The sequence below is a fragment of the Cupriavidus phytorum genome (genome assembly GCF_003254285.1).
In the GTDB taxonomy this organism is placed as follows: domain Bacteria; phylum Pseudomonadota; class Gammaproteobacteria; order Burkholderiales; family Burkholderiaceae; genus Cupriavidus; species Cupriavidus phytorum.
This window is the reverse complement of the sequence record NZ_QKZN01000016.1, coordinates 65,081-87,528: the sequence shown is the minus strand read 5'-3', so window position 1 is coordinate 87,528 and position 22,448 is coordinate 65,081. Positions and strand designations below refer to the sequence as shown.

Annotated in this window: 24 protein-coding genes; 18 read left to right on the top strand and 6 right to left on the bottom strand. The window is 70.5% G+C overall.

The genetic code is table 11. The annotated features are described in order from the left end of the window. The first annotated feature begins 21 nt into the window (after positions 1–21). A complete protein-coding gene (gene phnE, locus C7416_RS26435) occupies positions 22–834 on the top strand; it encodes a phosphonate ABC transporter, permease protein PhnE (RefSeq protein ID WP_111521624.1) in 813 nt (270 codons plus the stop codon). 5 nt (positions 835–839) lie between these two features. Next, positions 840–1,301 (top strand): GNAT family N-acetyltransferase, encoded by a 462-nt coding sequence (locus tag C7416_RS26430; protein WP_111521623.1) that lies wholly within the window; start codon positions 840–842, stop codon positions 1,299–1,301. A gap of 2 nt (positions 1,302–1,303) precedes the next feature. On the opposite strand, the gene phnN is transcribed toward C7416_RS26430, so the two are convergent. From phnN to phnF, 3 genes are all read right to left on the bottom strand, one after another. Beyond that, positions 1,304–1,894, bottom strand: coding sequence for a phosphonate metabolism protein/1,5-bisphosphokinase (PRPP-forming) PhnN (gene phnN / locus C7416_RS26425; RefSeq protein WP_111521622.1), 591 nt, complete (start codon positions 1,892–1,894; stop codon positions 1,304–1,306). Continuing rightward, positions 1,891–2,616, bottom strand: coding sequence for a DUF1045 domain-containing protein (locus tag C7416_RS26420; RefSeq protein ID WP_111521621.1), 726 nt, complete (start codon positions 2,614–2,616; stop codon positions 1,891–1,893). The genes phnN and C7416_RS26420 overlap by 4 nt, the downstream gene beginning before the upstream one ends. A 136-nt stretch (positions 2,617–2,752) precedes the next feature. Beyond that, positions 2,753–3,487 (bottom strand): phosphonate metabolism transcriptional regulator PhnF, encoded by a 735-nt coding sequence (gene phnF / locus C7416_RS26415; RefSeq protein WP_111521620.1) that lies wholly within the window; start codon positions 3,485–3,487, stop codon positions 2,753–2,755. 178 nt (positions 3,488–3,665) lie between these two features. On the opposite strand from phnF, the gene phnG reads away from it, so the two are divergent. Genes phnG through C7416_RS26380 form a run of 7 tightly spaced genes read left to right on the top strand, consistent with a single transcriptional unit; the run spans position 3,666 to position 9,637 of the window. After that, the gene (gene phnG, locus C7416_RS26410) at positions 3,666–4,187 is read left to right on the top strand and encodes a phosphonate C-P lyase system protein PhnG (protein ID WP_111521619.1); all 522 of its coding nucleotides are present in this window, start codon (positions 3,666–3,668) and stop codon (positions 4,185–4,187) included. Position 4,188: 1 nt separating this feature from the next. Beyond that, entirely contained in the window at positions 4,189–4,806 is a 618-nt protein-coding gene (gene phnH, locus C7416_RS26405) for a phosphonate C-P lyase system protein PhnH (RefSeq protein ID WP_111521618.1), read from the top strand. A 1-nt stretch (position 4,807) separates the two neighbouring features. Continuing rightward, positions 4,808–5,968 (top strand): carbon-phosphorus lyase complex subunit, encoded by a 1,161-nt coding sequence (locus C7416_RS26400; protein ID WP_111521617.1) that lies wholly within the window; start codon positions 4,808–4,810, stop codon positions 5,966–5,968. Next, the gene (locus C7416_RS26395; protein ID WP_111521616.1) at positions 5,965–6,867 is read left to right on the top strand and encodes an alpha-D-ribose 1-methylphosphonate 5-phosphate C-P-lyase PhnJ; all 903 of its coding nucleotides are present in this window, start codon (positions 5,965–5,967) and stop codon (positions 6,865–6,867) included. Before C7416_RS26400 ends, C7416_RS26395 begins: the two co-directional genes overlap by 4 nt. Beyond that, positions 6,864–7,640, top strand: a complete 777-nt coding sequence (gene phnK / locus C7416_RS26390) for a phosphonate C-P lyase system protein PhnK (protein ID WP_111521615.1) — start codon at positions 6,864–6,866, stop codon at positions 7,638–7,640. Before C7416_RS26395 ends, phnK begins: the two co-directional genes overlap by 4 nt. A gap of 5 nt (positions 7,641–7,645) precedes the next feature. Then, positions 7,646–8,383, top strand: coding sequence for a phosphonate C-P lyase system protein PhnL (gene phnL / locus C7416_RS26385; protein ID WP_111521614.1), 738 nt, complete (start codon positions 7,646–7,648; stop codon positions 8,381–8,383). Between the two features lie 27 nt (positions 8,384–8,410). Next, on the top strand, positions 8,411–9,637 hold the full coding sequence (locus C7416_RS26380; RefSeq protein WP_111521613.1) for an alpha-D-ribose 1-methylphosphonate 5-triphosphate diphosphatase: 1,227 nt from the start codon (positions 8,411–8,413) through the stop codon (positions 9,635–9,637). Between the two features lie 4 nt (positions 9,638–9,641). Here the strand turns inward: C7416_RS26380 and C7416_RS26375 are convergent, their stop codons facing one another. After that, positions 9,642–10,475, bottom strand: a complete 834-nt coding sequence (locus C7416_RS26375) for an IclR family transcriptional regulator (protein ID WP_111521612.1) — start codon at positions 10,473–10,475, stop codon at positions 9,642–9,644. A gap of 179 nt (positions 10,476–10,654) precedes the next feature. Between C7416_RS26375 and C7416_RS26370 the strand changes: the two genes are divergently transcribed. The 3 genes from C7416_RS26370 (at position 10,655) to C7416_RS26360 (ending at position 14,756) form a co-directional block, all read left to right on the top strand. Continuing rightward, positions 10,655–11,650 (top strand): Bug family tripartite tricarboxylate transporter substrate binding protein, encoded by a 996-nt coding sequence (locus C7416_RS26370; RefSeq protein ID WP_111521611.1) that lies wholly within the window; start codon positions 10,655–10,657, stop codon positions 11,648–11,650. A gap of 87 nt (positions 11,651–11,737) precedes the next feature. Beyond that, entirely contained in the window at positions 11,738–14,077 is a 2,340-nt protein-coding gene (locus tag C7416_RS26365) for a cytochrome P450/oxidoreductase (protein WP_111521610.1), read from the top strand. A 112-nt stretch (positions 14,078–14,189) separates the two neighbouring features. Continuing rightward, positions 14,190–14,756: a hypothetical protein gene (locus C7416_RS26360; RefSeq protein ID WP_111521609.1), complete on the top strand. Its 567-nt coding sequence runs from the start codon at positions 14,190–14,192 to the stop codon at positions 14,754–14,756. Between the two features lie 40 nt (positions 14,757–14,796). On the opposite strand, the gene C7416_RS26355 is transcribed toward C7416_RS26360, so the two are convergent. Then, the gene (locus tag C7416_RS26355; protein WP_111521608.1) at positions 14,797–15,699 is read right to left on the bottom strand and encodes a LysR family transcriptional regulator; all 903 of its coding nucleotides are present in this window, start codon (positions 15,697–15,699) and stop codon (positions 14,797–14,799) included. A gap of 208 nt (positions 15,700–15,907) precedes the next feature. Between C7416_RS26355 and C7416_RS26350 the strand changes: the two genes are divergently transcribed. From C7416_RS26350 to C7416_RS26325, 6 genes are all read left to right on the top strand, one after another. Further along, positions 15,908–17,899, top strand: coding sequence for an FUSC family protein (locus C7416_RS26350; protein WP_111521607.1), 1,992 nt, complete (start codon positions 15,908–15,910; stop codon positions 17,897–17,899). Positions 17,900–17,921: 22 nt separating this feature from the next. Further along, entirely contained in the window at positions 17,922–18,140 is a 219-nt protein-coding gene (locus C7416_RS26345; RefSeq protein WP_111521606.1) for a DUF1656 domain-containing protein, read from the top strand. Continuing rightward, complete coding sequence (locus tag C7416_RS26340) at positions 18,137–19,045, top strand: efflux RND transporter periplasmic adaptor subunit (RefSeq protein WP_111521605.1); 909 nt, start codon at positions 18,137–18,139, stop codon at positions 19,043–19,045. The genes C7416_RS26345 and C7416_RS26340 overlap by 4 nt, the downstream gene beginning before the upstream one ends. Next, positions 19,042–20,505 carry an efflux transporter outer membrane subunit gene (locus C7416_RS26335; protein WP_111521604.1) on the top strand — a complete coding sequence of 488 codons (1,464 nt, stop codon included), beginning with the start codon at positions 19,042–19,044 and terminating at the stop codon, positions 20,503–20,505. Before C7416_RS26340 ends, C7416_RS26335 begins: the two co-directional genes overlap by 4 nt. A 181-nt stretch (positions 20,506–20,686) precedes the next feature. Then, on the top strand, positions 20,687–21,028 hold the full coding sequence (locus C7416_RS26330) for a hypothetical protein (RefSeq protein ID WP_111521603.1): 342 nt from the start codon (positions 20,687–20,689) through the stop codon (positions 21,026–21,028). Between the two features lie 123 nt (positions 21,029–21,151). After that, entirely contained in the window at positions 21,152–21,487 is a 336-nt protein-coding gene (locus C7416_RS26325) for a cupin domain-containing protein (protein ID WP_111521602.1), read from the top strand. 7 nt (positions 21,488–21,494) lie between these two features. Here C7416_RS26325 and C7416_RS26320 read toward each other — a convergent pair whose 3' ends face one another. After that, positions 21,495–22,379 (bottom strand): LysR family transcriptional regulator, encoded by an 885-nt coding sequence (locus C7416_RS26320; RefSeq protein WP_111521601.1) that lies wholly within the window; start codon positions 22,377–22,379, stop codon positions 21,495–21,497. Positions 22,380–22,448 lie beyond the last annotated feature (69 nt).

Genomic DNA, 22,448 nt, shown 5'->3' with positions numbered 1-22,448 from the left:
CCGCTGTATCCGGACCGCTCCATGACCGTCTCCGCCACGCCCGGCCTGCCTCCCACGCCCCGAAGCCACGTGCGCCCGCCGCGCACGCCCCTTGCCGTGCCGCTGACCTGGGCGGTGCTGCTGGCCATGCTGGCCCTGTCGTGGCAAGGCGCCGACATGCGCCCGCTCGACCTGCTGCGCGATTCCGACAACATGGCCAGGTTCGCGGGCGATTTCTTCCCGCCCGATTTCCGCGACTGGCGCCACTACCTGGACGAGATGCTGGTGACGGTGCAGATCGCACTGTGGGGCACGGCGCTGGCGGTGGTGATGGCGGTGCCGCTGGGGCTGCTGTGCTCGGCCAATATCGTGCCGGCGTGGGTCTACCAGCCCGCGCGCCGCATCATGGATGCATGCCGCGCCATCAATGAAATGGTGTTCGCCATGCTGTTTATCGTCGCCGTCGGGCTGGGCCCGTTCGCCGGCGTGCTGGCGATCTGGATCCACACCACCGGCGTGCTGGCCAAGCTGTTTGCCGAAGCGGTCGAAGCCATCGACCCGCGCCCGGTCGAAGGCGTGCGCGCCACCGGCGCCGGCCCGGTCGAGGAAATCGTCTACGGCGTGATTCCGCAGGTGCTGCCGCTGTGGCTGTCGTTCGCGCTGTACCGCTTCGAATCCAACGTGCGTTCGGCGTCGGTGGTGGGCATCGTCGGCGCCGGCGGCATCGGCACCGTGCTGTGGGAAATCATCCGCAGCTTCCAGTACGGGCAGACCTGCGCGGTGATGATCATCATCATCGTGTTCGTCTCGGCCATCGACATCCTGTCGGCCCAGATCCGCAAGGTGCTGGTCTGAACGCCATGCCGACTACCGAAGTCTCGCTGGCGCTGCGCGAAGTGCGCGGCTCCGACGCGGAGCTGCTGCACCTGTCCGCGCTGCTCGCCACGATGGACGGCGAGGCGCCGTTGCCGCTCGCCACCATGCGCGAGCGCTATGCCACCATGCGGCGCTATCCGGACTATCGCTGCTACATGATGGTGGGCCCGGACGAGGTGCCGCTCGGCACCTTCAGCCTGCTGGTGTTCTCGGTGATGGTCCACGACGGGCGCCCGGAGGCGATCGTCGAAGCCGTGGTGGTGGCGCCGGCCGCGCGCGGCATGGGCATCGGCAAGGCCATGATGCGCGAGGCGATGCGGCTGGCGCGGGAAGCCGGCGCGGCCAAGCTGGCACTGTCTTCCAGTGCGCGACGCCTGCGCGCCCACCATTTCTATCGCCAGCTCGGCTTTACCGAGCATGGCATCAGCTTCAGCATCGAGCTCTGACCTCAGGCTTGCCGTGCCGCTGGAGGTGCAGCGCCCACCAGTTGCGCCAGCGCCGCCACTGCCGTGTCCAGCCCGCCGCTGTTGTCGATCTCGACCAGCCGGCATCCTGGCGGGACGGCGAATGCCTGCCGTGCGCGGGCCAGCCGTTTTGCAATCGCGTCTTCCGCCTCGCGTCCGCGCTGGCGCAGGCGCGCGGCCAGCACCTCCGGCTGCACCCGCACGTGTACCGCGCACAGCTTCGGGTAGCGTGCCACCGCCTGCGGCAGGTACTCGCGCGAGCCGTTGACGATCACCGTCAGGCCGCGCGCCAGCCACTGCTCGATCTCGATGCCGATGCCGTAGTGCAGGCCGTGGCTGTGCCAGTCCAGCGCCAGGCAGCCCAGCGCGCGGCGGCGGTGGAATTCCTCGGGCGTCAGCGCCACCGAGGCCTCGTTGGCGTCGGCGGCACGGGTGATGTAGCGATGCGCGATGACGATGCGGTGATCGGCGCCCAGTCGTTCGCGCAGCGCGCGCAGCAGCGAGTCCTTGCCGCTGCCGGACGGCCCCATCAGGTAGAACAGGCCGTGTCCGTCGGCCACGGTCGCCGCGCTCATGCGCCCAGGTACGCCGCGCCGGCGCCGTCCGTGATGCTGTCGTCGAAGCCGTAGTGGCGGGCGACGACGAAATCCTCGCCCGCGGCGGGCTGCACGAAGACGCTGATGCGGTCAACATGCAACGGGTCTTGCAGCAGCTTGCCGCTGGCCGCTTCGAGTTGCGCGATCGCGGCGCGCTGGCTGGCGGCATCGAGCATGCCGGTCAGCGTGATATGGAACACGAAGGTGCCGAACACATACGGGTAGCCCCATGCGTCCAGCATGCGGCGCTCTTCATCGCTCAGCTGGTCCGGCGCGCGCCTGGCCAGTTCCTGCGCCGAAGGCGGCGCGCGCAAGGGATCGAAGGCCAGCACGCAGGCATCGGCCAGCGCCTGCATCGGCGGCGAGCCGCCATCGGCGAGCGTCCATGCGACAAAACCACGCAGCGCGCGCAGCGCCAGCGGCGCGTCGAACGGCGTCTGCCGGCGCGCAAGATCCCGCGCGGCGGCATCGATCATGGCCCCGTTGGCGCCGTCGGCAAGCCGGAACGGCGGCTTCAGGGTGGCATGCAGGCCGTAGTGAGCCGGCGCCTTGATCCACTCGGGCGGCGCGGCGGGCTGGCCGGTGGGCGGAGGCAGCATGGCGCCGGTGTCGGCGTCACGCCCCAGCCAATGTTTGCCGAAGGTGTCGAGCGGGCCGGATGGCGACAGGTAGATGGCGTAGCGGTACGCGGCTTGAGTCATGCGGCAAGGTTACCAGCGGCGTCATGCACGTGCACGCGCGTGCGGGCGCAGACTGCCCCGGTTTGGTGGGGTTGACCGCAGACAGTAGCGCAGGCAGATGACAGCCGGATGTCTAGACCAATGCGGCATGAGCGCCTCAGTCGCGGTCCGACACCGTCAGCTGCACCCAGTCGCCGGCGAAGCGCACGACGCTGTACTGCACCGGGTTGCCGTCGATATCGACGTTCAGCGCCTCGACCTGCAGCACCGGGCGCGTCTTGGGCTGGTTCAGCATCCGCGCCACCGGCGCGCTGGGCATCGCCGCGGTAATGCGCGACCACTTGCGGGTGTAGTCCGCAATGCCGTAATGCGCCAACGCACGCGATACGGATTGCCTGGCGCGCAGCACCTCGTCGATGCCGGGAAAGCGCTTGAGGTCGAAGTAGTGCTCGGCCACGTCGATGGTGCGGTCCTCGGCCTTGCCGATCATCTGCGCATGGACCAGCTCGGCGGTGCGCGCCAGCCCGAGCTGCTTGGCCACCTCCGGCGCGCGCACCACCTGGCTGGCGACGACTTCGGTATGGCCGCGCACGCCCTGCGCCGCCAGGTTCTGCGAGAAGCGGGTGCGGCGCCCGATGGCGTAGTCGATCGCGTGCTCCTGCACGAAGGTGCCGCGGCCCTGTTCGATGCGCACCAGGCCGCTCAGCTCCAGCTCGCCCATGGCGCGGCGGATGGTGTGCCGGTTCACGGCGAAGCGGTTGGCGAGCTCAGGCTCCGGCGGCAATTGCTCGCCCGGCAGGTACAGCTTGTTGCGGATGTCGTCCGCCAGCGCCTCGCCTATCTGCCGCCACACCGCGACGCCCGAACCCCGTTCCACTTCTCGATCAGACATCTTGCGCTGTCCTCTTGTCATCAAGCGTTAACCCATGCCGTGCGATTGTGCCTGAGCCACGCCGCGCTGGCAGCGTGCCCGAGCAATCCCCTGCCCCGTCATGAAAGCTTCATTTCGCTGTGGTCTAGTGGCTGCGTGTTCCAGCAACGACATCTAAACGTATAGACGTATAGGGGTGATGATGCAAAGCGAAACCGCGCGGCCGGATGTGCCGGCCGCCCAAGCTGCCCATGCCGCCCGCGCCGCCTGGCTGCGGATCCTGGCGACCGCGCCGACCGATGCGCTCGACGGCGTCTACCAACGGCTTGCGCAAGCGCAAGCCCTGCCCGCCTACCGGCTGCTGCGCAAGCCCGAGGCCGGCATGGCCATGGTGCGGGGACGCGCCGGCGGCACCGGGGCCCAGTTCAACCTGGGCGAGATCACGGTGACGCGCTGCGCGGTCGTGCTCGAGGATGGCGGCGCCGATGTCGACGGGGCCGCTGCCGCTGGCATCGCCTATGTCCAGGGCCGCAGCGAGCGCCATGCCGAGCAGGCCGCGGTGCTGGACGCGCTGCTGCAGCTTCCGGCGTGGCACCAGCGCGTGCAGGACCTGGTGCTTGCACCGCTGGCCGACGCACACGCCAGCCGCGCCGCGCACGCCGCGGCCACGGCCGCGCAGACGCGCGTCGAGTTCTTCACCATGGTCCGCGGAGAAGACTGAGATGCACACCCATCAACCGATGCTGTCCACGCCGGCCGCCGCGCTGCTGCCCGGCTTCGACGATCCGGTCGACGACGCCCAGCAGGTGTTCCGCGCCGCGCTGCAGGCGTTTGCCCATCCGGGCCAGCTGCAAACGCTGCCGGCCCGCAGCGGCTTGCCCGACGGCCTGTCGCCGGCGCTGGCCGCGCTGCTGCTGACACTGGCCGATGCCGATACGCCGGTCTGGCTGCCCGCCGCCGTGCCGGCCGCGGCGCGCGCCTTCCTGCGCTTCCACTGCGGCTGCCGGCTGACGGAAGCGCCCGGCGCCGCGGCCTTCGTCTGCGTACCGGCCGGCCATGCCATGCCGGCGCTCGCGGACTGCGCGCAGGGCGACCCGGCCTTCCCGGACCGCTCAGCCACGCTGCTGGTGGAAGTGCCTTCGCTGACCGACGGCGACGCCCTGACGCTGCGCGGCCCCGGCATCGAGCACACGCAGCCGCTGCGTGTCGCCGGCCTGCCCGCGGGCTTTCGCGCGGCCTGGCGTGCCAACAACGCCGGCTTCCCGCTCGGCGTGGACCTGCTGCTATGCAGCGGCGACCGGTTCTGCGCGCTGACGCGCACCACCATCGTGGAGGACTGACATGTATGTAGCCGTCAAGGGAGGCGAACGCGCCATCCTCAATTCCTACCGGATGCTCGACGCCTATCGCCGCGGCGATACTGCGGTGCCGGAACTGACGCTGGCACAGATCCGCGAGCAGATGCCGTTGGCGGTGTCGCGCGTGATGGCCGAGGGCTCGCTGTACGATCCGCACCTGGCCGCGCTGGCGCTCAAGCAGGCCGCCGGCGACCAGATCGAGGCGATCTTCCTGCTGCGCGCGTACCGCACCACGCTGGCGCGCTTCGGCTATACGCAGCCGCTCGATACCGGCGCGATGCGCCTGCAGCGCCGGATCTCGTCGACCTTCAAGGATGTGCCGGGCGGCCAGGTGCTGGGGCCCACCTACGACTACACGCAGCGGCTGCTGGATTTCTCGCTCGAAACCGGCCGCGCGCCGCAGCCGTTGCCCGCTGATCAGGAACCGCTCGCCGCCGCGATGCCGCGCGTGACCAGCCTGCTGGAAGCGGACGAGCTGGTCGAGGCCGACGCGATTCCCCCCGGGGATCCCGCGCCGCCCGACCTGACGCGCGAGCCGCTGACCTTCCCCGCTGGCCGCGCCGCGCGCCTGCAAAACCTGGCGCGTGCCGACGAGGGCTTCCTGCTGTCGATGGGCTACTCGACCCAGCGCGGCTACGGCAATTCGCACCCGTTCGCGGCCGAGATCCGCTACGGCACCGCCGAGGTGGAGCTGTTCGTCGAAGAGCTCGGCTTTGCCGTCACCATCGGCGAGATCGAATTGACCGAATGCCAGATGGTGAGCCAGTTCGCTGGCAATGCCGACGAGGCGCCGCGCTTTACCCGCGGCTATGGGCTGGTGTTCGGCTACAACGAGCGCAAGGCGATGTCGATGGCGCTGGCCGACCGCGCCATGCGCGCCGAAGCGCTCGGCGAGGCCGCCGACGCACCGGCCAACGATATCGAATTCATGCTGTACCACAGCGACAACGTCGAGGCCTCGGGCTTCGTCCAGCACCTGAAGCTGCCGCACTACGTGGACTTCCAGGCCAACCTGGAGCTGTTGCGCCGGCTGCGCGCCGAAGGCGTGGACGCGCCGGATTGCCCCGAAGTCGTGACCGCACCATCGCAGCCGCAATCACGGCCGCAGCCGCTGCAACAGCCGCAAGAGGAGACGCTGGCATGAACGCCGCCGACACCACCATGGCAGCGGGCATCGCCCGCGACCAGCACTACAACTTCGGCTATCTCGACGAATCGACCAAGCGCATGCTGCGCCGCGCCTTGCTCAAGGCGGTGGCGATCCCGGGCTACCAGGTCCCGTTCGGCAGCCGCGAGATGCCGCTGCCATACGGCTGGGGCACCGGCGGCATCCAGGTGACTGCCGCGATCATCGGCAAGGACGACGTGCTCAAGGTGATCGACCAGGGCTCGGACGACACCACCAACGCCATCAATATTCGCCGCTTCTTCGCCCGCGTCACCGGCGTGCCGACCACCGAGCGCACCACCGAGGCCAGCATCATCCAGACCCGCCACCGGATTCCGGAAACCCCGCTGCGCCCGGGCCAGACCGTGGTGTTCCAGGTGCCGATCCCCGAACCGCTGCGCTGGCTCGAGCCCAGCGAAGGCGAGACCCGCACCATGCACGCGCTGGCGGAATACGGCGCGATGCACGTCAAGCTGTACGAGGACATCGCCCGCCATGGCCATATCGCCACCACCTACGACTACCCCGTGATCGTCAACCAGCGCTACATGATGCGGCCGTCGCCGATCCCGAAGTTCGACAACCCCAAGCTGGACCGCAGCCCCGCACTGATGCTGTTCGGCGCGGGCCGCGAAAAGCGCGTCTATGCGGTGCCGCCCTACACCGCCGTCAAGAGCCTGGACTTTGCCGACCACCCCTTCACGGTGGAGTCGTGGTCCAACTGCTGTGCGCAGTGCGGCGCCACCGACAGCTACCTGGACGAGATCATCACCGACGACGCCGGCACGCGCCGGTTCGTGTGCTCGGATACCGAGTACTGCGCCGGCCGCCAGGCCGCGCAAGCCGTCAACACCGCTGCCGGAGGTGCGCAATGAGCGCCGCTCCGCTGCTGTCGGTGCGTAACCTGACGCGCACCTGGGACGGCCTGCACGGCTGCCATGACGTCAGCTTCGACCTGTATCCGGGCGAAGTGCTGTGCGTGGTGGGCGAATCGGGTTCCGGCAAGAGCACGCTGCTGCAGGCGCTGTCGATGCAGGCACCTGCGCAGCGAGGCACGGTCAGCTACGCCATGCGCGAATCCGGCCTGACCGACCTGGCCACCTTGTCGAGCGCGCGCCTGCGGCTGCTGGCACGCACCGACTGGGGCTTCGTGCGCCAGCACGCGCGCGACGGCCTGCGCATGCAGGTCAGCGCCGGCGCCAATATCGCCGAGCGGCTGATGGCCGTGGGCGAGCGCCACTACGGCAACCTGCGCGAAGTCGCCGGCAGCTGGCTGGAAAAGATGGAGATCGACCTGGCGCGGCTGGACGATGTGCCCGGCACCTTTTCCGGCGGCATGCAGCAGAGGCTGCAGATCGCGCGCAACCTGGTCACGCATCCGCGCCTGGTGTTCATGGACGAGCCCACCGCGTCGCTCGATGTGTCGGTGCAGGCGCGGCTGCTGGACCTGCTGCGCCGCCTGGTGGCCGACCTGGACCTGGCCGCGGTGCTGGTCACGCACGACCTGGCCGTGGCCAGGCTGCTGGCGCACCGCACCCTGGTGATGCAGGGCGGGCGCGTGGTCGAGCAGGGCCTGACCGACCAGATCCTCGACGATCCCCAGCATCCGTACACGCAGTTGCTGGTTTCTTCCATCCTGCAGGGCTGAGCACGATGCACGCAGAACAACCACAGAAGCTGGTCGAGGTGCGCGGCCTCGGCAAGATGTTTACGTTGCACAACCAGGGCGGCATCCGCCTGCCGGTGTTGCGCGCGATCGATTTCGATGCCGCGCGCGGCGAATGCCTGGTCCTGTCGGGGCCGTCCGGCACCGGCAAGAGCACGCTGTTGCGCTGCCTGTATGGCAACTACCTGGCCACCGAGGGCAGCATCCGGTTGCGCGACACCAGCGCCGACAGCGCGCCGTGGGTCGAGCTGGGCCGCGCCAGCGAGCAGCGCGTGCTGCAGCTGCGCCGCGACGTGATCGGCTATGTCAGCCAGTTCCTGCGCGCGATCCCGCGCGTGGGCGCGCTCGACGTGGTGGCCGATCCGCTGCGGCAGCGCGGCGCCGACGAGGACGAGGCGCGCGCCCGCGCGGCCGAGCTGCTGGCGCGGCTGAACCTGCCGCGCCGGCTGTGGGACCTGCCGCCCGCCACCTTCTCGGGCGGCGAGCAGCAGCGCGTCAATATCGCGCGCGGCCTGGTCGGCGGCCATCCGATCCTGCTGCTGGACGAGCCCACCGCCTCGCTCGACCCCGACAACCGCGCCGTGGTGGTCGCGCTGATCCGCGAAGCGCTGGCCGACGGCCGCGCGCTGATCGGCATCTTCCACGACGAAGCCGTGCGCGATGCCGTGGCCACGCGCCTGCTGCCGCTGCAATCCGCTACCGCTACCCCTGCCGCCCTCGCCTGAACCGAACCGCCCCGAACGGAGCCAGACATGCCTGCGACCTACCTGACCCACGCCACCCTGGTGCTGCCGGACCGCGTGCTGCACGACAGCGCGCTGCTGCTCGAGGATGGCCGCATCGCGGCGATCGAGCCGGCACCCGCGGCCGTGCCCGCGCATGCCACCGTGGTCGAACTGCATGGCCACACCGTGATGCCCGGCCTGGTGGACGTGCATTGCGACGCCATCGAGAAAGAAGTGGAACCGCGCGCCAGCGTGCTGTTCCCGCTGGATTTCGCCGTGGCGCAGGTCGACCGCCGCAACGCCGCGGCCGGCATCACCACGCCCTATCACGCGCTGTCTTTCGCCGGCAACCAGTTCGGCGTGCGCAACGTCGACACCGCAGCCACGGTGGTGCGCACGATCGCCGCCTACCGGCAGCACAGCCTGGTCGACAACCGCGTCCACTGCCGCTACGAGGTCGCCGACGCCAGCGCCGTGCCGGTGCTGGAGGCGCTCATGGCCGAAGGCGTGGTCGACCTGCTCTCGGTGATGGACCACTCGCCCGGCCAGGGCCAGTTCAAGACCATGGACGCCTACCTGGCCTACATGATGGGCAACCACGGCATGAGCCGCGACGCCGCCACCGATGCCGCGCGCCAGAAGGCCGCGGCGATGGAGGGCGCGCACGAGCGCGTCGACCGGCTGGTGGCCGCGGCGCACGCGCTCGGCATTCCCACCGCCAGCCACGACGACGATTCGCCGCAGCGCATCGCCGCCATGCACGCGCTGGGCGTGCGCATGAGCGAGTTCCCGATCAACCTGGAGACCGCGCAGGCCGCCTGCGAGCGAGCGCTGCCCACCATCCTGGGCGCGCCCAACGTGCTGCGCGGCAAGAGCCAGAGCGGATCGATGCGCGCCATCGACGCGATCCGGGCCGGCGCCGGCACCATCCTGTGCTCGGACTACCAGCCCTCCACGCTGATTGCCTCAGCGTATGCCGCCGGACGCCAGGCCGGGCTGCCGCTGAACCAGGCGCTGGCACTGGTCACCGCCCACCCCGCCGATGCCTGCCAGCTCGACGACCGCGGCCGCCTGGCGCCGGGACTGCGCGCCGACGTGATCGCGGTTTCCGAGGTGGCGGGCCAGCCGTTGGTCACGCACACGTGGTCGGCCGGGCGGCTGGTGTTTGCGGCGGGTTATCCGTCGCTGCGGCCGGCTCGCGATGCGACCATGCCGCGCCGGCCGGGTGCCGCACGAGAGCACGCGACCGCCTGACCGCTCAGCCCTGCGGGTTGAACCCCAGCGCCGCGCTGACCGCGCGCGCCTCGCGCCGCACGGCGCTGCCGATGGGCCCGTCGATGGCGGGGTCGAAGCCGCCGGTGGCGCCGAGCGCGGTCAGCACCGCGCACACGCGCCCAGTGTAGTCGCGCACCGGCGCGGCTACCGCGCTGATGCCGGTCAGGTTGGTGTCGCGCACCCAGGCGCAGTCATCGGCCTGCACCGCGCGGCGCAACGCGCCGATGGGGTCGCCGGCATCGAGCTGCGCCAGCCGCGCCGGGCTGGCCGCCGCCAGTTCTTCCCTCGCCTGCGCCAGCACACCCTTTTCATCGAGTAGCCCCAGGAACACGCGCCCGGTCGCGGACCACAGCAGCGGCATCACCGAGCCCGCGCGCACGTTCACCGTCACCGGCAGGCCCGGTTCCTCGAAGCGCATGATGGTCGGGCCCTTGTTGCCCATCACCGCGACGAAGCAGGTTACCTCGAGGGTCTCGCGCAGGCGCACCAGCGACGCCTCGGCCAGCCGGATCGGGTCGGCCTGGCGCATCGCCGCCATGCCGATCTGCAGCGCCTCGAAGCCCAGGTGGTACTGCTGCGTGCCCGGCTCCTGCGCCACCAGGTCTTCTTCCACCAGGCTGACCAGGTAGCGGTGGACCTTGGCCGGGCTTTCGTCGATCTGCGCGGCCAGCGCGGTCAGGCTGGCCCGCCCGCCCAGCCGCGCCAGGCCCTTCAACACGGCCATGCCGGTAACGGCCGACTGCACGCGCTGGCGTCGTTCGCGCGTGCGGGTCGCGGCGGTTTCGATGACGGGTTCAGGGGCTTTGGATCGGGGCATGGCGGGACGGAGCTACGCGATGGGTGCGGGGGTTCACGGCGACAGCGGACGATGCCATACCGTGACGGGAAGCCGGTTCAAGGTTAACCCGCATTCAATCGTTACGCAATGCGTATATGATTTACGCAAAACAGAAACACCGGGCAACGACCCGGACCATCCATCAGGAGACAACAACCATGCCCCGCCCCCGCCTTGCCGTTGCCGTGCGCCTCGCCATCGGCGCGCTGACCTTGCCGATGCTGGCCGCAAGCGCGGCCCACGCCGCCGAGCCCTATCCCGCCAAGCCGATCCGCTGGATCGTCCCGTACGCCGCCGGCGGCGGCTCCGATTTCCTCGCGCGCACCATCGGCCAGGGGCTGTCGGCGAAGGTCGGGCAACCGGTGGTGGTGGACAACAAGCCCGGCGGCAATACCGCCATCGGCGCCGCCGAGACCGCACGCGCCGCTGCCGACGGCTATACCGTGCTGTCGGCCGACAACGGCACGCTGGTGTTCAATCCCGTGCTGTACAAGTCGCTGTCCTACCATCCCGCGAAAGACCTGGCCCCGGTGACGCTGCTGGGCCGCTTCCCGATGATCCTGGTGGTGGGCGCCGGCAGCCCGGCCAAAACAGCCAAGGACTTCATCGCGCAGGCAAAGTCCACGCAGGGCGGCATCAACTACGGCTCCGCCGGCGCCGGCAGCCCGCACCACCTGGCGATGGAGCTGCTGAAGGTGGAAGCCGGCCTGCCGATGACGCACGCCCCGTACCGCGGCGCGGCGCCGGCGCTGTCGGACGTGGCCGCCGGCCAGGTCGCCGCGATGATGGTCGACTACGCCGCCGGCGCTGGCTTTATCAAGGGCGGCAAGGTGCGCCCGCTGGCCGTGGCCAATGCCACCCGCCTGCCGCAGTTGCCCGACGTGCCGACCTTTGCCGAGCTGGGCTATGCGCGCGTCGAAGCCGCCGCGCTGGTGGGCATGGTGGTGCCGGCCGGCACGCCGCCGGAGGTGATCAACACGCTCAACAAGGACGTGGTCGCGGCCATCCGCGAGCCGGCGGTCAACAAGCGGCTGGTCGACTTTGGCGTCGAGCCGGTGGGCAACACGCCGGCGCAGTTCAGCGAGCTGCTGCGCAGCGAATCCGGGCGCTGGACCAAGCTGATCCGCGACCTGAAGATCACGCTGGACAACTGAGTCCGGCCGCAACACCGCGGGCCGTCCGGCGCGCCCGGACGGCAGCGCTTTTTTGCCAGGCATCGATGCCTGCCAGGAGTACGCAGCATGACCCTCCCCTCCGCCGGCGCCGCGCGCGGCTGCCCGATCGACCACAGCACCCTCGCCGCGCCCAACGGCTGCCCGGTCAGCCACAACGCGGCGCAGTTCGACCCCTTCGGCGACGGCTACCAGCAGGACCCGCCCGCATACGTGCGCTGGTCGCGCGAGCAGGAGCCGGTGTTCTACAGCCCGCAGCTGGGCTACTGGGTGGTCACGCGCTACGACGACATCAAGGCCATCTTCCGCGACAACCTGACCTTCAGCCCGTCGATCGCGCTGGAGAAGATCACCCCCACCGGCGACGAGGCCAACGCCGTGCTGGCCAGCTACGGCTACGCCATGAACCGCACCCTGGTCAACGAGGACGAGCCTGCCCACATGCCGCGCCGGCGCGCGCTGATGGCGCCGTTCACGCCCGCCGAACTGGCGCACCACGAGCCGCTGGTGCGGCGCCTGACGCGCGAGTATGTCGACCGCTTTATCGACGATGGCCGCGCCGACCTGGTCGACCAGATGCTGTGGGAGGTGCCGCTGACGGTGGCGCTGCATTTTCTCGGCGTGCCCGAAGAGGACATGGACCTGCTGCGCCAGTACTCCATCGCCCATACCGTCAACACCTGGGGCCGGCCGAAGCCGGAGGAACAGGTCGCGGTGGCGCACGCCGTCGGCAACTTCTGGCAGCTGGCCGGGCGCATCCTCGACAAGATGCGCGAGGATCCGTCCGGCCCCGGCTGGATGCAGTACGGGCTGCGCAAGCAGAAGGAGCTGCCGGAGGTGGTGACCGACTCCTACCTGCATTCGATGATGATGGCCGGCATCGTCGCCGCGCACGAGACCACCGCCAACGCCTCGGCCAATGCCATCAAGCTGTTGCTGCAGCATCCCGACGCCTGGCGCGAGCTCTGCGAAGATCCCGCGCTGATCCCCAACGCAGTCGAGGAATGCCTGCGCCACAACGGCTCGGTGGCAGCGTGGCGCCGGCTGGTCACGCGCGACACCGAGGTGGGCGGCATCCGCCTGCCGGCGGGCAGCAAGCTGCTGATCGTGACCTCGTCGGCCAACCATGACGAGCGCCATTTCGCCGATGCCGACCTGTTCGACATCCGCCGTGACAACGCCAGCGAGCAGCTGACCTTCGGCTACGGCTCGCACCAGTGCATGGGCAAGAACCTGGCGCGCATGGAGATGCAGGTGTTCCTGGAAGAGCTGACGCGCCGGCTGCCGCATATGCGCCTGGCCGAGCAGACCTTCACCTATGTGCCCAACACCTCGTTCCGCGGCCCGGAGCACCTGCTGGTGGAATGGGATCCCGCGCAGAATCCCGAGCGCCGCGACCCGGCGCTGCTGGCGGTGCGCCAGCCGGTGCGCATCGGCGAGCCGTCGGCGCACACCATCGCCCGCACGGTGGTGGTCGAGCGCGCCACGCCCGCCGCCGACGGAGTGCTGCGGCTGCGGCTGGTGGCACCCGACGGCAAGCCGCTGCCGCGCTGGGCGCCCGGCTCGCATATCGACGTGGAATGCGGCGACACCGGGCTGTCGCGCCAGTATTCGCTGTGCGGCGATCCGGACGATGCGGCGGCGCTCGAGATCGCGGTGCTGCGCGATCCCGCCAGCCGCGGCGGCTCCGCATGGGTCCACGACAGCGTCAGGGCCGGCGACCGGCTGCGCATCCGCGGCCCGCGCAACCATTTTCGCTTCGATGAGCAATGCGGGCGGGCGATCTTCATCGCCGGCGGTATCGGCATCACGCCGGTGAGCGCGATGGCGCGGCGCGCGCGCGCGCTCGGCATCGACTACACCTTCCATTACTGCGGGCGCTCGCGCCAGGCCATGGCCATGCTCGATGAACTGCAGGCGCTGCACGGCACGCGGCTGCAGGTCCACGCCAGCGACGAAGGCCGGCGCGCCGACTTCGGCAAGCTGCTGGGGCAGCCTGACGCGGACACGCAGATCTATGCCTGCGGGCCGCAGCGCCTGCTAGATGCGCTGGCCGAATGCTGCGCGGCATGGCCGGCCGACGCGTTGCGCGTGGAGCATTTCGTCTCGAGGCTGGGAACCCTGGATGCGTCGAAAGAGCAGCCCTTTACCGTGGAGCTGAAGGACTCCGGCCTGGTGCTGGAAGTGCCGGCGGGGCAGACCCTGCTGGGCGCGCTGCGCGGCGCCAATATCGACGTGCAGAGCGACTGCGAGGAAGGCCTGTGCGGCTCATGCGAAGTGCGCGTGCTGGCCGGCCAGGTCGACCACCGCGACGTGGTGCTGACGCGCGCCGAGCGCGACGCCAACCACCGCATGATGGCGTGCTGCTCGCGCGCCTGCGGCGGCGGCCGGCTGGTGCTGGAGCTCTGAGCGCGCGGGGCCGGCAAGCGTACTGTTGCAGCGTAGGACAAAGCCTGACAACGGCCGCAAGGACACAGGGCTAAAGTAGCAGCGCAACCGCCGCCCCCGTTCTGTCTGCGTCATGCCCCCTGACCCCGCCGCCGTCCACGCCGTTCCCGATCCCGCTCCCCGCCGCTGGCGCCGCACCGCCGTCCCCCTGTCGTTGCTGGCTGCGACGCTTGCTGTTTCCGCCACACCAGCCGCCACGCAAGCCGCGACCGTGGCCGCGCCGCCGCTGTCTGAGCTTGCCACGCTGCTGCTGGGCACCGTGCGCGGCAAGCCGACCGGCATGCACGGCGTCACGCGCCTGACCACCGGCGACGCCGACCGGCAACTGCGCCTGGCCTGCCAGGAGCTGATGCGCGCGGGCCCGGTCGACCTCGACGACACCACGCGCTTCGACGGCTGCGTGGCGCGGCCCGGCAAGATCGTCGACTTTCACCTGAAAGTCTCTGGCATCGATGCCAGCCGCGACGACACCCGGGATTTCATGGCCACGGCCAAGCCGATCCTGGAGCGCGGCATCTGCCGCAACCCGGATGTGCCGGTGCTGGGCAAGCTGGGGATCCGGCTGCGCTACCACTATGCGGCCGGACAGAAGCCGCTGGTGCTGCTCGACATCCCGCCCGAGCAGTGCCGCGGCAAGTGAGGCGACGAGCTCAGCCCGCGCGCCCCTCAGCCCCTGCCCCTCAGCCCCGCCCATTCCCCAGCACCTCTTCGCACACCGCCAGCCACGCTCGCGCCGCGTGCGACAGGTAGCGCCCCGGTGACCAGATATGGGCCATGGTCCAGTCCACCGCGGGTTCGGTCAGGCGCGCCATGGCCAGCGTGTCCTGCGCCTGCAGGCGCTCGGCCAGCGGCTGCGGCAGGAAGGTGGTGCCCAGCCCCGCCGCGGCCATCGACGCCAGGAAGTCCCAGTGGCCGCTGCGCGCCACCACGCGCGGCTCGATGCGGGCTTCCAGGAAGGCCTGCCGAAGCTTGCGCGTCAGCGAGAAATCCTCGGTCAGCATCACCAGCGGCTCGTCGCGCAGCGCCGCCAGCGACACGGTGCGTCCGCGCGCCCAGGCCGCCTTGCGCGGCCCCACCGCCCAGATCGGATAGCGCCCGAACTGGCGCGTTTCCAGCGCCAGGCCGCTGTCGCCCGGCAGCACGGTCGCGCCCACCTCCAGCTCGCCGTTGGCCACCAGTTGTTCCACCACCTGCCCGCCGTGCTCGTCCAGCGTCAGTGACAGGTTGGGATAGCGCTGCCGGAACGCGCTGACCGCCGGGGAGAAGAACAGGTTGACCATCGGCGGGATGCCGACCGTCAGCTGCCCCCGCCCCAGCGAGGACAGGTCGGCGACTTCCAGCGTCAGCCGGTGCACCACGCCCAGCGCCTCCTGGCCGCGCTCGTAGACCACGCGGCCGACGTCGGTCAGGCGCACGCTCTTGCCTTCGCGGATCAGCAGCGGCTGGCCGACCTCGTCCTCGAGCTGGCGGACCATCTTGCTGATGGTCGACTGGGTCACGAACAGCGACGAGGCGGCCTGGGTAAAGCTGCGCAGCCGCGCGGTCTCGACGAAATAGCGCAGCGCGCGGATATCGATGGGCATGTTGGCGTGGAATGCGGGCGTGCCGCTCCATGAATAACGCGAATGGAAAAGCCAATATTAAATCATGAATGGAATGCAGAATGTGCGGCTACAGTGGGGCTACACTTCGCTCCCAACATGTCGCCCCTGCCCAAAGCGCGCCCTCAATGAAGCGCGGAGCGGCAGGTGGCGGCAAGCGCCCCCAACCTTCCCTTCAAGACCCCGCTCAATGGCTAGCTGGCCGAATGCACGACAGTGGCTGTTCTCGCTGAAGGCATTCGCCGCCGCGATGCTCGCGCTCTACATCGCGCTCGCGCTGGGACTGGCACGGCCGTACTGGGCCATGGCGACGGTGTACTTCGTCTCGCATCCGCTCACCGGCGCGACCCGGTCCAAGGCGGCGTATCGCGTTGCCGGCACGGTGCTGGGCGCCACCGCAGCGGTGGCGACGGTGCCGCAACTGGTCAACATGCCGATCGTGCTGATGGGCGCGATCGCGCTGTGGATCAGCGTGCTGGTGTACCTGTCGCTGCTGCAGCGCACGCCGCGCAGCTACGTGTGCCTGCTGGCGGCCTACACGCTGCCGATCGTCGCCTTGCCGGCGGTCAGCCAGCCGGCGCAGATCTTCGACATCGCCGTGGCGCGGATCGAGGAGATCGTGATCGGCATCGTCTGCGCCGGGCTGGTGGGCTCGGTGGTGTTTCCGGCCAAGGTCGCGCCGGCGCTGCGCGCGCGTGCCGATGCGTGGCTGGCCGACGCCGCGGCGTGGGCTTCGGACATCCTTGCCGGCAGCCCGCGCGCCGAACACAGCCGCCACCGGCTGGCCGCCGACATCCTGCAACTGGACCAGCTGATCAGCCAGCTCGCCTACGACACCGAAGGCAGCCACACGCTGCGCCACGCGCGCGCGCTGCGCCGGCGCATGACCATGCTGATGCCGCTGCTGTCGTCGCTGGATAGCGTGCTGCAGGCGCTGCGCTGCCATGCGGGCGGCATCCCTGCCGAGCTGCGCGAGGCGCTGGCGGCGACGGCTGCATGGCTCGCCGGGGATGCTGCCACGGCGCCCGCCGCCGCGCCCGAAGGCTGGCGGATGCCGCCCGGACCCGACCCGAGCGGCTGGCATGATCGCCTTGCCGCCACGGCGGCCGACCAGCTGCAGCGCCTGTACGCCCTGTACGGCGAATGCCGCGCGCTGCAGCAAGGCATCGGCGACCACCGCAGCGGCACGCCGCTGCCACGCGGCGAACCCGCTGCGGAAGCTGCCGGCCATCACCATGACCACGGCATGCTGCTGTTCGGCGCGGTGTCCAGCGGGCTGGCGGTGTTCTGCGCCGGGCTGCTGTGGATCTTCTCGGGCTGGGAGGACGGCGCCGGCGCGGTAGTGGTGGCTTCGATCGCCTGCTGCTTCTTTGCCGCGGTCGACGAGCCGCGGCGCATGGCCGGCGCCTTCATGCGCTGGAGCGCGATCTGCCTGCTGATCTCGTCCGGCTACTTGTTCCTGGTGGTGCCGCATGCGCACACCTTCGAAGCGCTGGCCGCGCTGCTGGCGCTGCCCTATCTCGGCATCGGCCTGCTGATTTCGCGGCCGGGGTTCCAGCTGATCGCGATGCTGCTGTCGGTCAATACCGCTGCGTTTGCCAACGTGCAGGCGGTGTTCGACGCGGACTTCCTCGCCCTCTTCAATACCTGCCTGGCCAGCGCCGCGGCCATGGTGTTCGCACCGCTGTGGTCGGTGGCGGCACGCCCGTTCGGCGCGCGCGCGGCGGCACGGCGGCTGGTGCGCGCCAGCTGGCACGACCTGGCGCAGGCCGCCACGCTGCGCGCCAGCGATGGCGATGCGCGGCTGGGCGCGCGCATGCTCGACCGGCTGGGCCAGCTGGTGCCGCGGCTGGGCGCAGCCGGCGATCCCTTGTCTACCGACGGCTTCCATGCGTTGCAGGTCGGCTATTGCGCGCTGGCGCTGCGCAAGGCTTTGCCGGACCTGCCGCCGCCGGCGCGCAAGCCGGTGCGCCGGGTGCTGGCCGCGGTGGCGCGGCATTTCCGCGCGCATCTGCGCGCGGGCAGCCGCGTACCGGTGCCGGCGGACCTGTCCGCGGCCGTGGGCGAGGCCATGGCCGCGGTGGCGGCCAGCGGTCGCGCCAGCCAGCGCGGCACGCTGGGCGCGCTGGTGGTACTGCAGGTCACGCTGCTTCCGCCTCCCGCCATGACCTTGTCCCGCTGATCCCACCTTCTTCGCTGCGCCCATGCTTAGTGAAATCGACCTCTACGGCGTGTTCGTGCCTGGCGTGCTGGTGCTGGCCGTGCTGGCCTTTGCGGTGGCCACGGCAATCCGCATGGTGCTGGCCGCGCTGGGCTGCTACCGGCATATCTGGCACCGCTCGCTGTTCAACCTTTCTCTCTATGTGATCGTCCTGGGCGCCGTGGCTGCCGTATTCGCCGCGGTGCCCGGACTGCCGTCATGACCTTCCGACCCCGCTCCTTGCTTCCCGTGCTGCCGACGCTGCTGGCCGCCATTGCCGCGCTGCTGGTGCTGCGCCACCTGTGGGACTACTACACCGCCGCGCCCTGGACCCGCGACGGCCATGTGCGTGCCGACATCGTCCAGGTGGCACCCGACGTCTCGGGACTGGTCACGCGCGTGCTGGCGCGCGACAACCAGTACGTCCAGGCCGGCGAAGTCCTGTTCGAGATCGACTGCGACCGCTACGCGCTCGCCCTGGAACAGGCGCTGGCGACGCTGGCGACCCAGCGTGCCGCGCTGGCGCAGGCGCGGCGCGAAGCCGCACGCAATCGCGACCTGGACGGCGTGGTGTCCGCCGAAGTCGCCGAGCAAGGGCGTGCGCGCGTCGAGCAAGGCCAGGCCGCGCTGGCGCAGGCCGAAGCCGCGGTGCGGCTGGCCCGGCTGAACCTGCAACGCACCAGCGTGCGCAGCCCGGTGGCGGGCTATCTCAACGACCGGCTGCCGCGGCTGGGCGACTACGTGACGACCGGGCGACCGGTGCTGTCGATGGTCGATGCCGGCTCCTTCCACGTCGAAGGCTATTTCGAGGAAACCAGGCTGCACCGCATCCACATCGGCAGCCCGGTCGACGTGCATATCATGGGCGAGCCCCGCCACCTGCGCGGCCACGTGCACAGCATCGCCGCCGGCATCGAGGACCGCGACCGCAGCGCGGGTTCCAACCTGCTGCCCAACGTCAATCCCACCTTCAACTGGGTGCGGCTGGCGCAGCGCGTGCCGGTGCGCATCGTGCTGGAGGACGTGCCTGCCGACGTGCGCCTGGTCTCCGGGCGCACCGCCACCGTGGCGGTGCGCGAGCCGGCCGCAAACAACGGCGCCGCGCGCCGCGCGGGGCCGCGATCGTGAGGCCGCGCCGTGCCTGGGTGGCATGCCTGATTGCGTACCTGAGCGCCTGCACGACGGTGGGACCGGACTATCGCGTGCCGGACCACGCGGCGGTACGTGCGACCGCGGCCAATGGCCCATTGCAGTCTGCACAGGCACCGGACGTGGCGATCGCCCCCGTGCCCGACGACTGGTGGCGCCTCTATGACGACGAACGGCTCGACCGGCTGGTCATGAAGGCGCTGGCGGCAAATACCGATATCCGCGCCGCCAGCGCCAACCTGCGCCGCGCGCTGGCCCTGCTGCACGAAGTCGAAGCCGAAAACCTGCCGCAGGGCAGCGCCGGGGCCGGCGTATCGCGCGCGCAGCTGTCGGGTGAAAGCTTTTTGCAGCAGGACCAGCCGCCGGTGTTCAACCTGGGCGACCTGGGCCTGGGCGCGTCCTACCTGATCGACTTCTTCGGCAAGCTGGCGCGCGCCGACGAGTCCGCGCTTGCCGGTGCCCAGGCCAGCGAGGCGACACTGGACATGGTGCGCGTCACCGTCGCCGCGCAGACCGTGCGCGCCTACGTGCAAGGTTGCGCCGCCACGCATGACCTGCATGCCGCCACGCAGCAGCTGGCGGTGCAGCAGCGCACGCTGGATGCCACCCGCCGCCTGTTCGCCGCGGGCCGCGCCGGGCCGGCCGAGGTGGCGCGCGAACGTGCCCGCATCGAAGCACTGCGCGCGGCGCTGCCGCCGCTGCAGGCCGCGCGCAGCGCCGCACGCTACCGGCTGGCGCTGCTGCTAGGCCAACCGCCAGGCGCACTGCCTGAGGCCGAGGTGGCCTGCGATGCCGAGCCCGTGCTGCGCGCGCCGCTGCCGGTCGGCGACGGCGCCGCGCTGCTGCGACGGCGCCCCGACGTGCGCCAGGCCGAACGCGAGCTCGCCGCCGCCACCGCGCGCATCGGCGTGGCTACGGCCGACCTGTATCCGTCGATCCGCATCGGCGCCAGTGCCGGACTGACCGGCGTGCTGAGCCATCTTGGCAGCGGGCCCACGGCGCGCTGGAGCGTGGGGCCGCTGCTGAGCTGGACCTGGCCCACCAATGGCGTGCGGCACCGCATCCACGGACTGGAAGCCGCCGCGGATGCCGCGCTGGCGCGCTTCGACGGCGTGGTGCTGCGCGCGCTGCAGGAAACCGAGACCGCGCTGTCGGCCTATACGCGCGAACTGGAACGCCACGCGGCCCTGCATGCCGCCAGCGAGCACGCCGCGCAAGCCGCGCGGCAGCAACGCCGGCTATGGGAGGCGGGGCGCCTGCCCTACCTGGCGCATCTCGATGCCGAGCGCGACCTCGCCGCCGCGCAGGCCGCGCTGGCGGCCTCTTCGGGGCACGTTGCCGCGCGGCAGGTCGACCTGTTCCTGGCGCTCGGAGGCGGCTGGCAGACCGCGCTCAAGGTGGCTGCCGTACCAGGATCGATGGATGAAAAAAACGACTGAACGATGACCGGTTAAATCATCACGGGAATGGCTCGGCGTGACTACACTTCGTCCCGTGCCGCGCAAACATCCAGGCGCGGCACCGCCCACAAGGCGAATCCGGACGGCGCAGGCAGCAAACCCGCCAGCCTGCGCGGCTCCTTGCGGGCCGGCCGTCCCCCTACCCCAAAAAACAGCAGACATGCATAAAAACGCTCTCAAAGCCCTTTTTGCCACGACTCTCTCCCTCGCAGCAATCAGCGCCACCACCCCCGCCATGGCACAAGGCCTGAACGATCGCGGCGTTGCCGGTGACCGCTACGGCTACGCCCTGCACAACGGCAAGCGCGATCCGTTCACCGACGGCGCGCGCGTCAACGACAAGCGCGACCCCTTCACCGATGGCGCGCGCGTCAACGACCGGCGCGACCCCTTCACCGATGGCGCGAACCGCGCCACCGGCCCGGAAGTTGCAGGCCTGGACCGCAGCGGAGTCTCCGCGGCGCCGGCCCATCGCGACGCACGCGCTGCCGCCGCGGCCTGATCTGGCCGCGAAACCACGCTGCGTGCTAGGGATGCGCGCGCTCCGGTGCTAGATTGAAAAGGCGTGCCGCCGCCCGGCGTCGACGCGCCTGACAAGCCACCCCACAGACGCGAGGAGCCGCGCATGTCCCTTCCCCACCTAGCTTCCGGACAGATCGCCAGCGTGCTGCCCCTGGGCGTGCGGCTGGACCAGACCGCCACCCAGGCCCTGTTCAAGGAAGGTCCCCTCGAAGTGATGCGGCTGGTGCTGAAGGCCGGCAAGCATGTGCCTCCGCATGCGGTGGACGGACCCATGACCGTGCAATGCCTGGAAGGCGAGGTCCGCGTGCGCGTCGACGGCTCCGAACGCCAGCTGCACCAGGGCGACCTGCTGTACCTGGGGCCCTGCGTGCGCTACGACGTGACGGCGGTGTCGGATGCCTCGGTGCTGGTGACGATGGTGTTGCCCGCCAGCCTCTGAGCCTTCCCTAAGCCTCGACTCGCTGCCAGCGCGCGCTCGCCGCCACGAAGGCGTCGATCAGCGCCGCGACCGGCGCGCGGCGCAGCGCCGCTTCACGCACCAGCACGCCCACCTCGCGATAGAGCGGTCCGCCCGGCAGCGGCACCTGCACCACCCCGGCCGCCTCGCGCAGCGGCACCAGTTCGGCCGGAATGATGGCGCAGCCCAGGCCCGCCGCCACCATCTGCAGGATCACCGCCGGCTCGTCCAGTTCCATCCCTTCCCTGACCCAGAGCCGCTGTCGCTTCAGGTAGCCGTCAACCAGCTGGCCGCCGGTACTGTGGCGGTTGTAGCGGATAAACGGCAGCGCCTCCAGCAGCGCGCGCAGTTCCTGCGGCGAGCCCGCCGGCCCGATGCCGACGAAGCGCTCGCGCACCAGCGGCACCCACTTCAGGTCGGGCGGCAAACCCAGGCGCGGCCGGATCAGCACCGCCACGTCGAGCTCGCGCGCATCGACCTGCGTCAGCAGCTGGGTCGACATGCCGGGCACCACGTTGACGTGCGAGTCCGGGAAGCGCTGGCGGAAGTGCCGCATTGCCTCGGCCAGCAAGGTGGCCTGCACCGTCGACACCGCGCCCAGCTCGACCGGCGCGGCATCGGCATGCGGCCCGGCGCGGTCTTTCATCGCGGCATAGAGCTCGACAAAGCGCCGCGCCTCCGGCAGCAGCCTGCGCCCGGCTTCGCTGAGCGCGACCGACTTGCCGGTGCGCTCGAACAGGCGGCAGTCCAGGTCTTCCTCGAGGCGCCGGATCTGCGTGCTGACGGCCGACTGGGTCAGCGCCAGCCGCGCCGCCGCGGCGGAAAACGACCCGGTTTCGGCAGCCGTCAGGAAGGTCTGGAAGTAGCGGATCATCTATCGAAATCTTTGATGCTCAGGGCAAAAATGATTCGCTTCATATTACGGGTTGTGCTGACTACAATC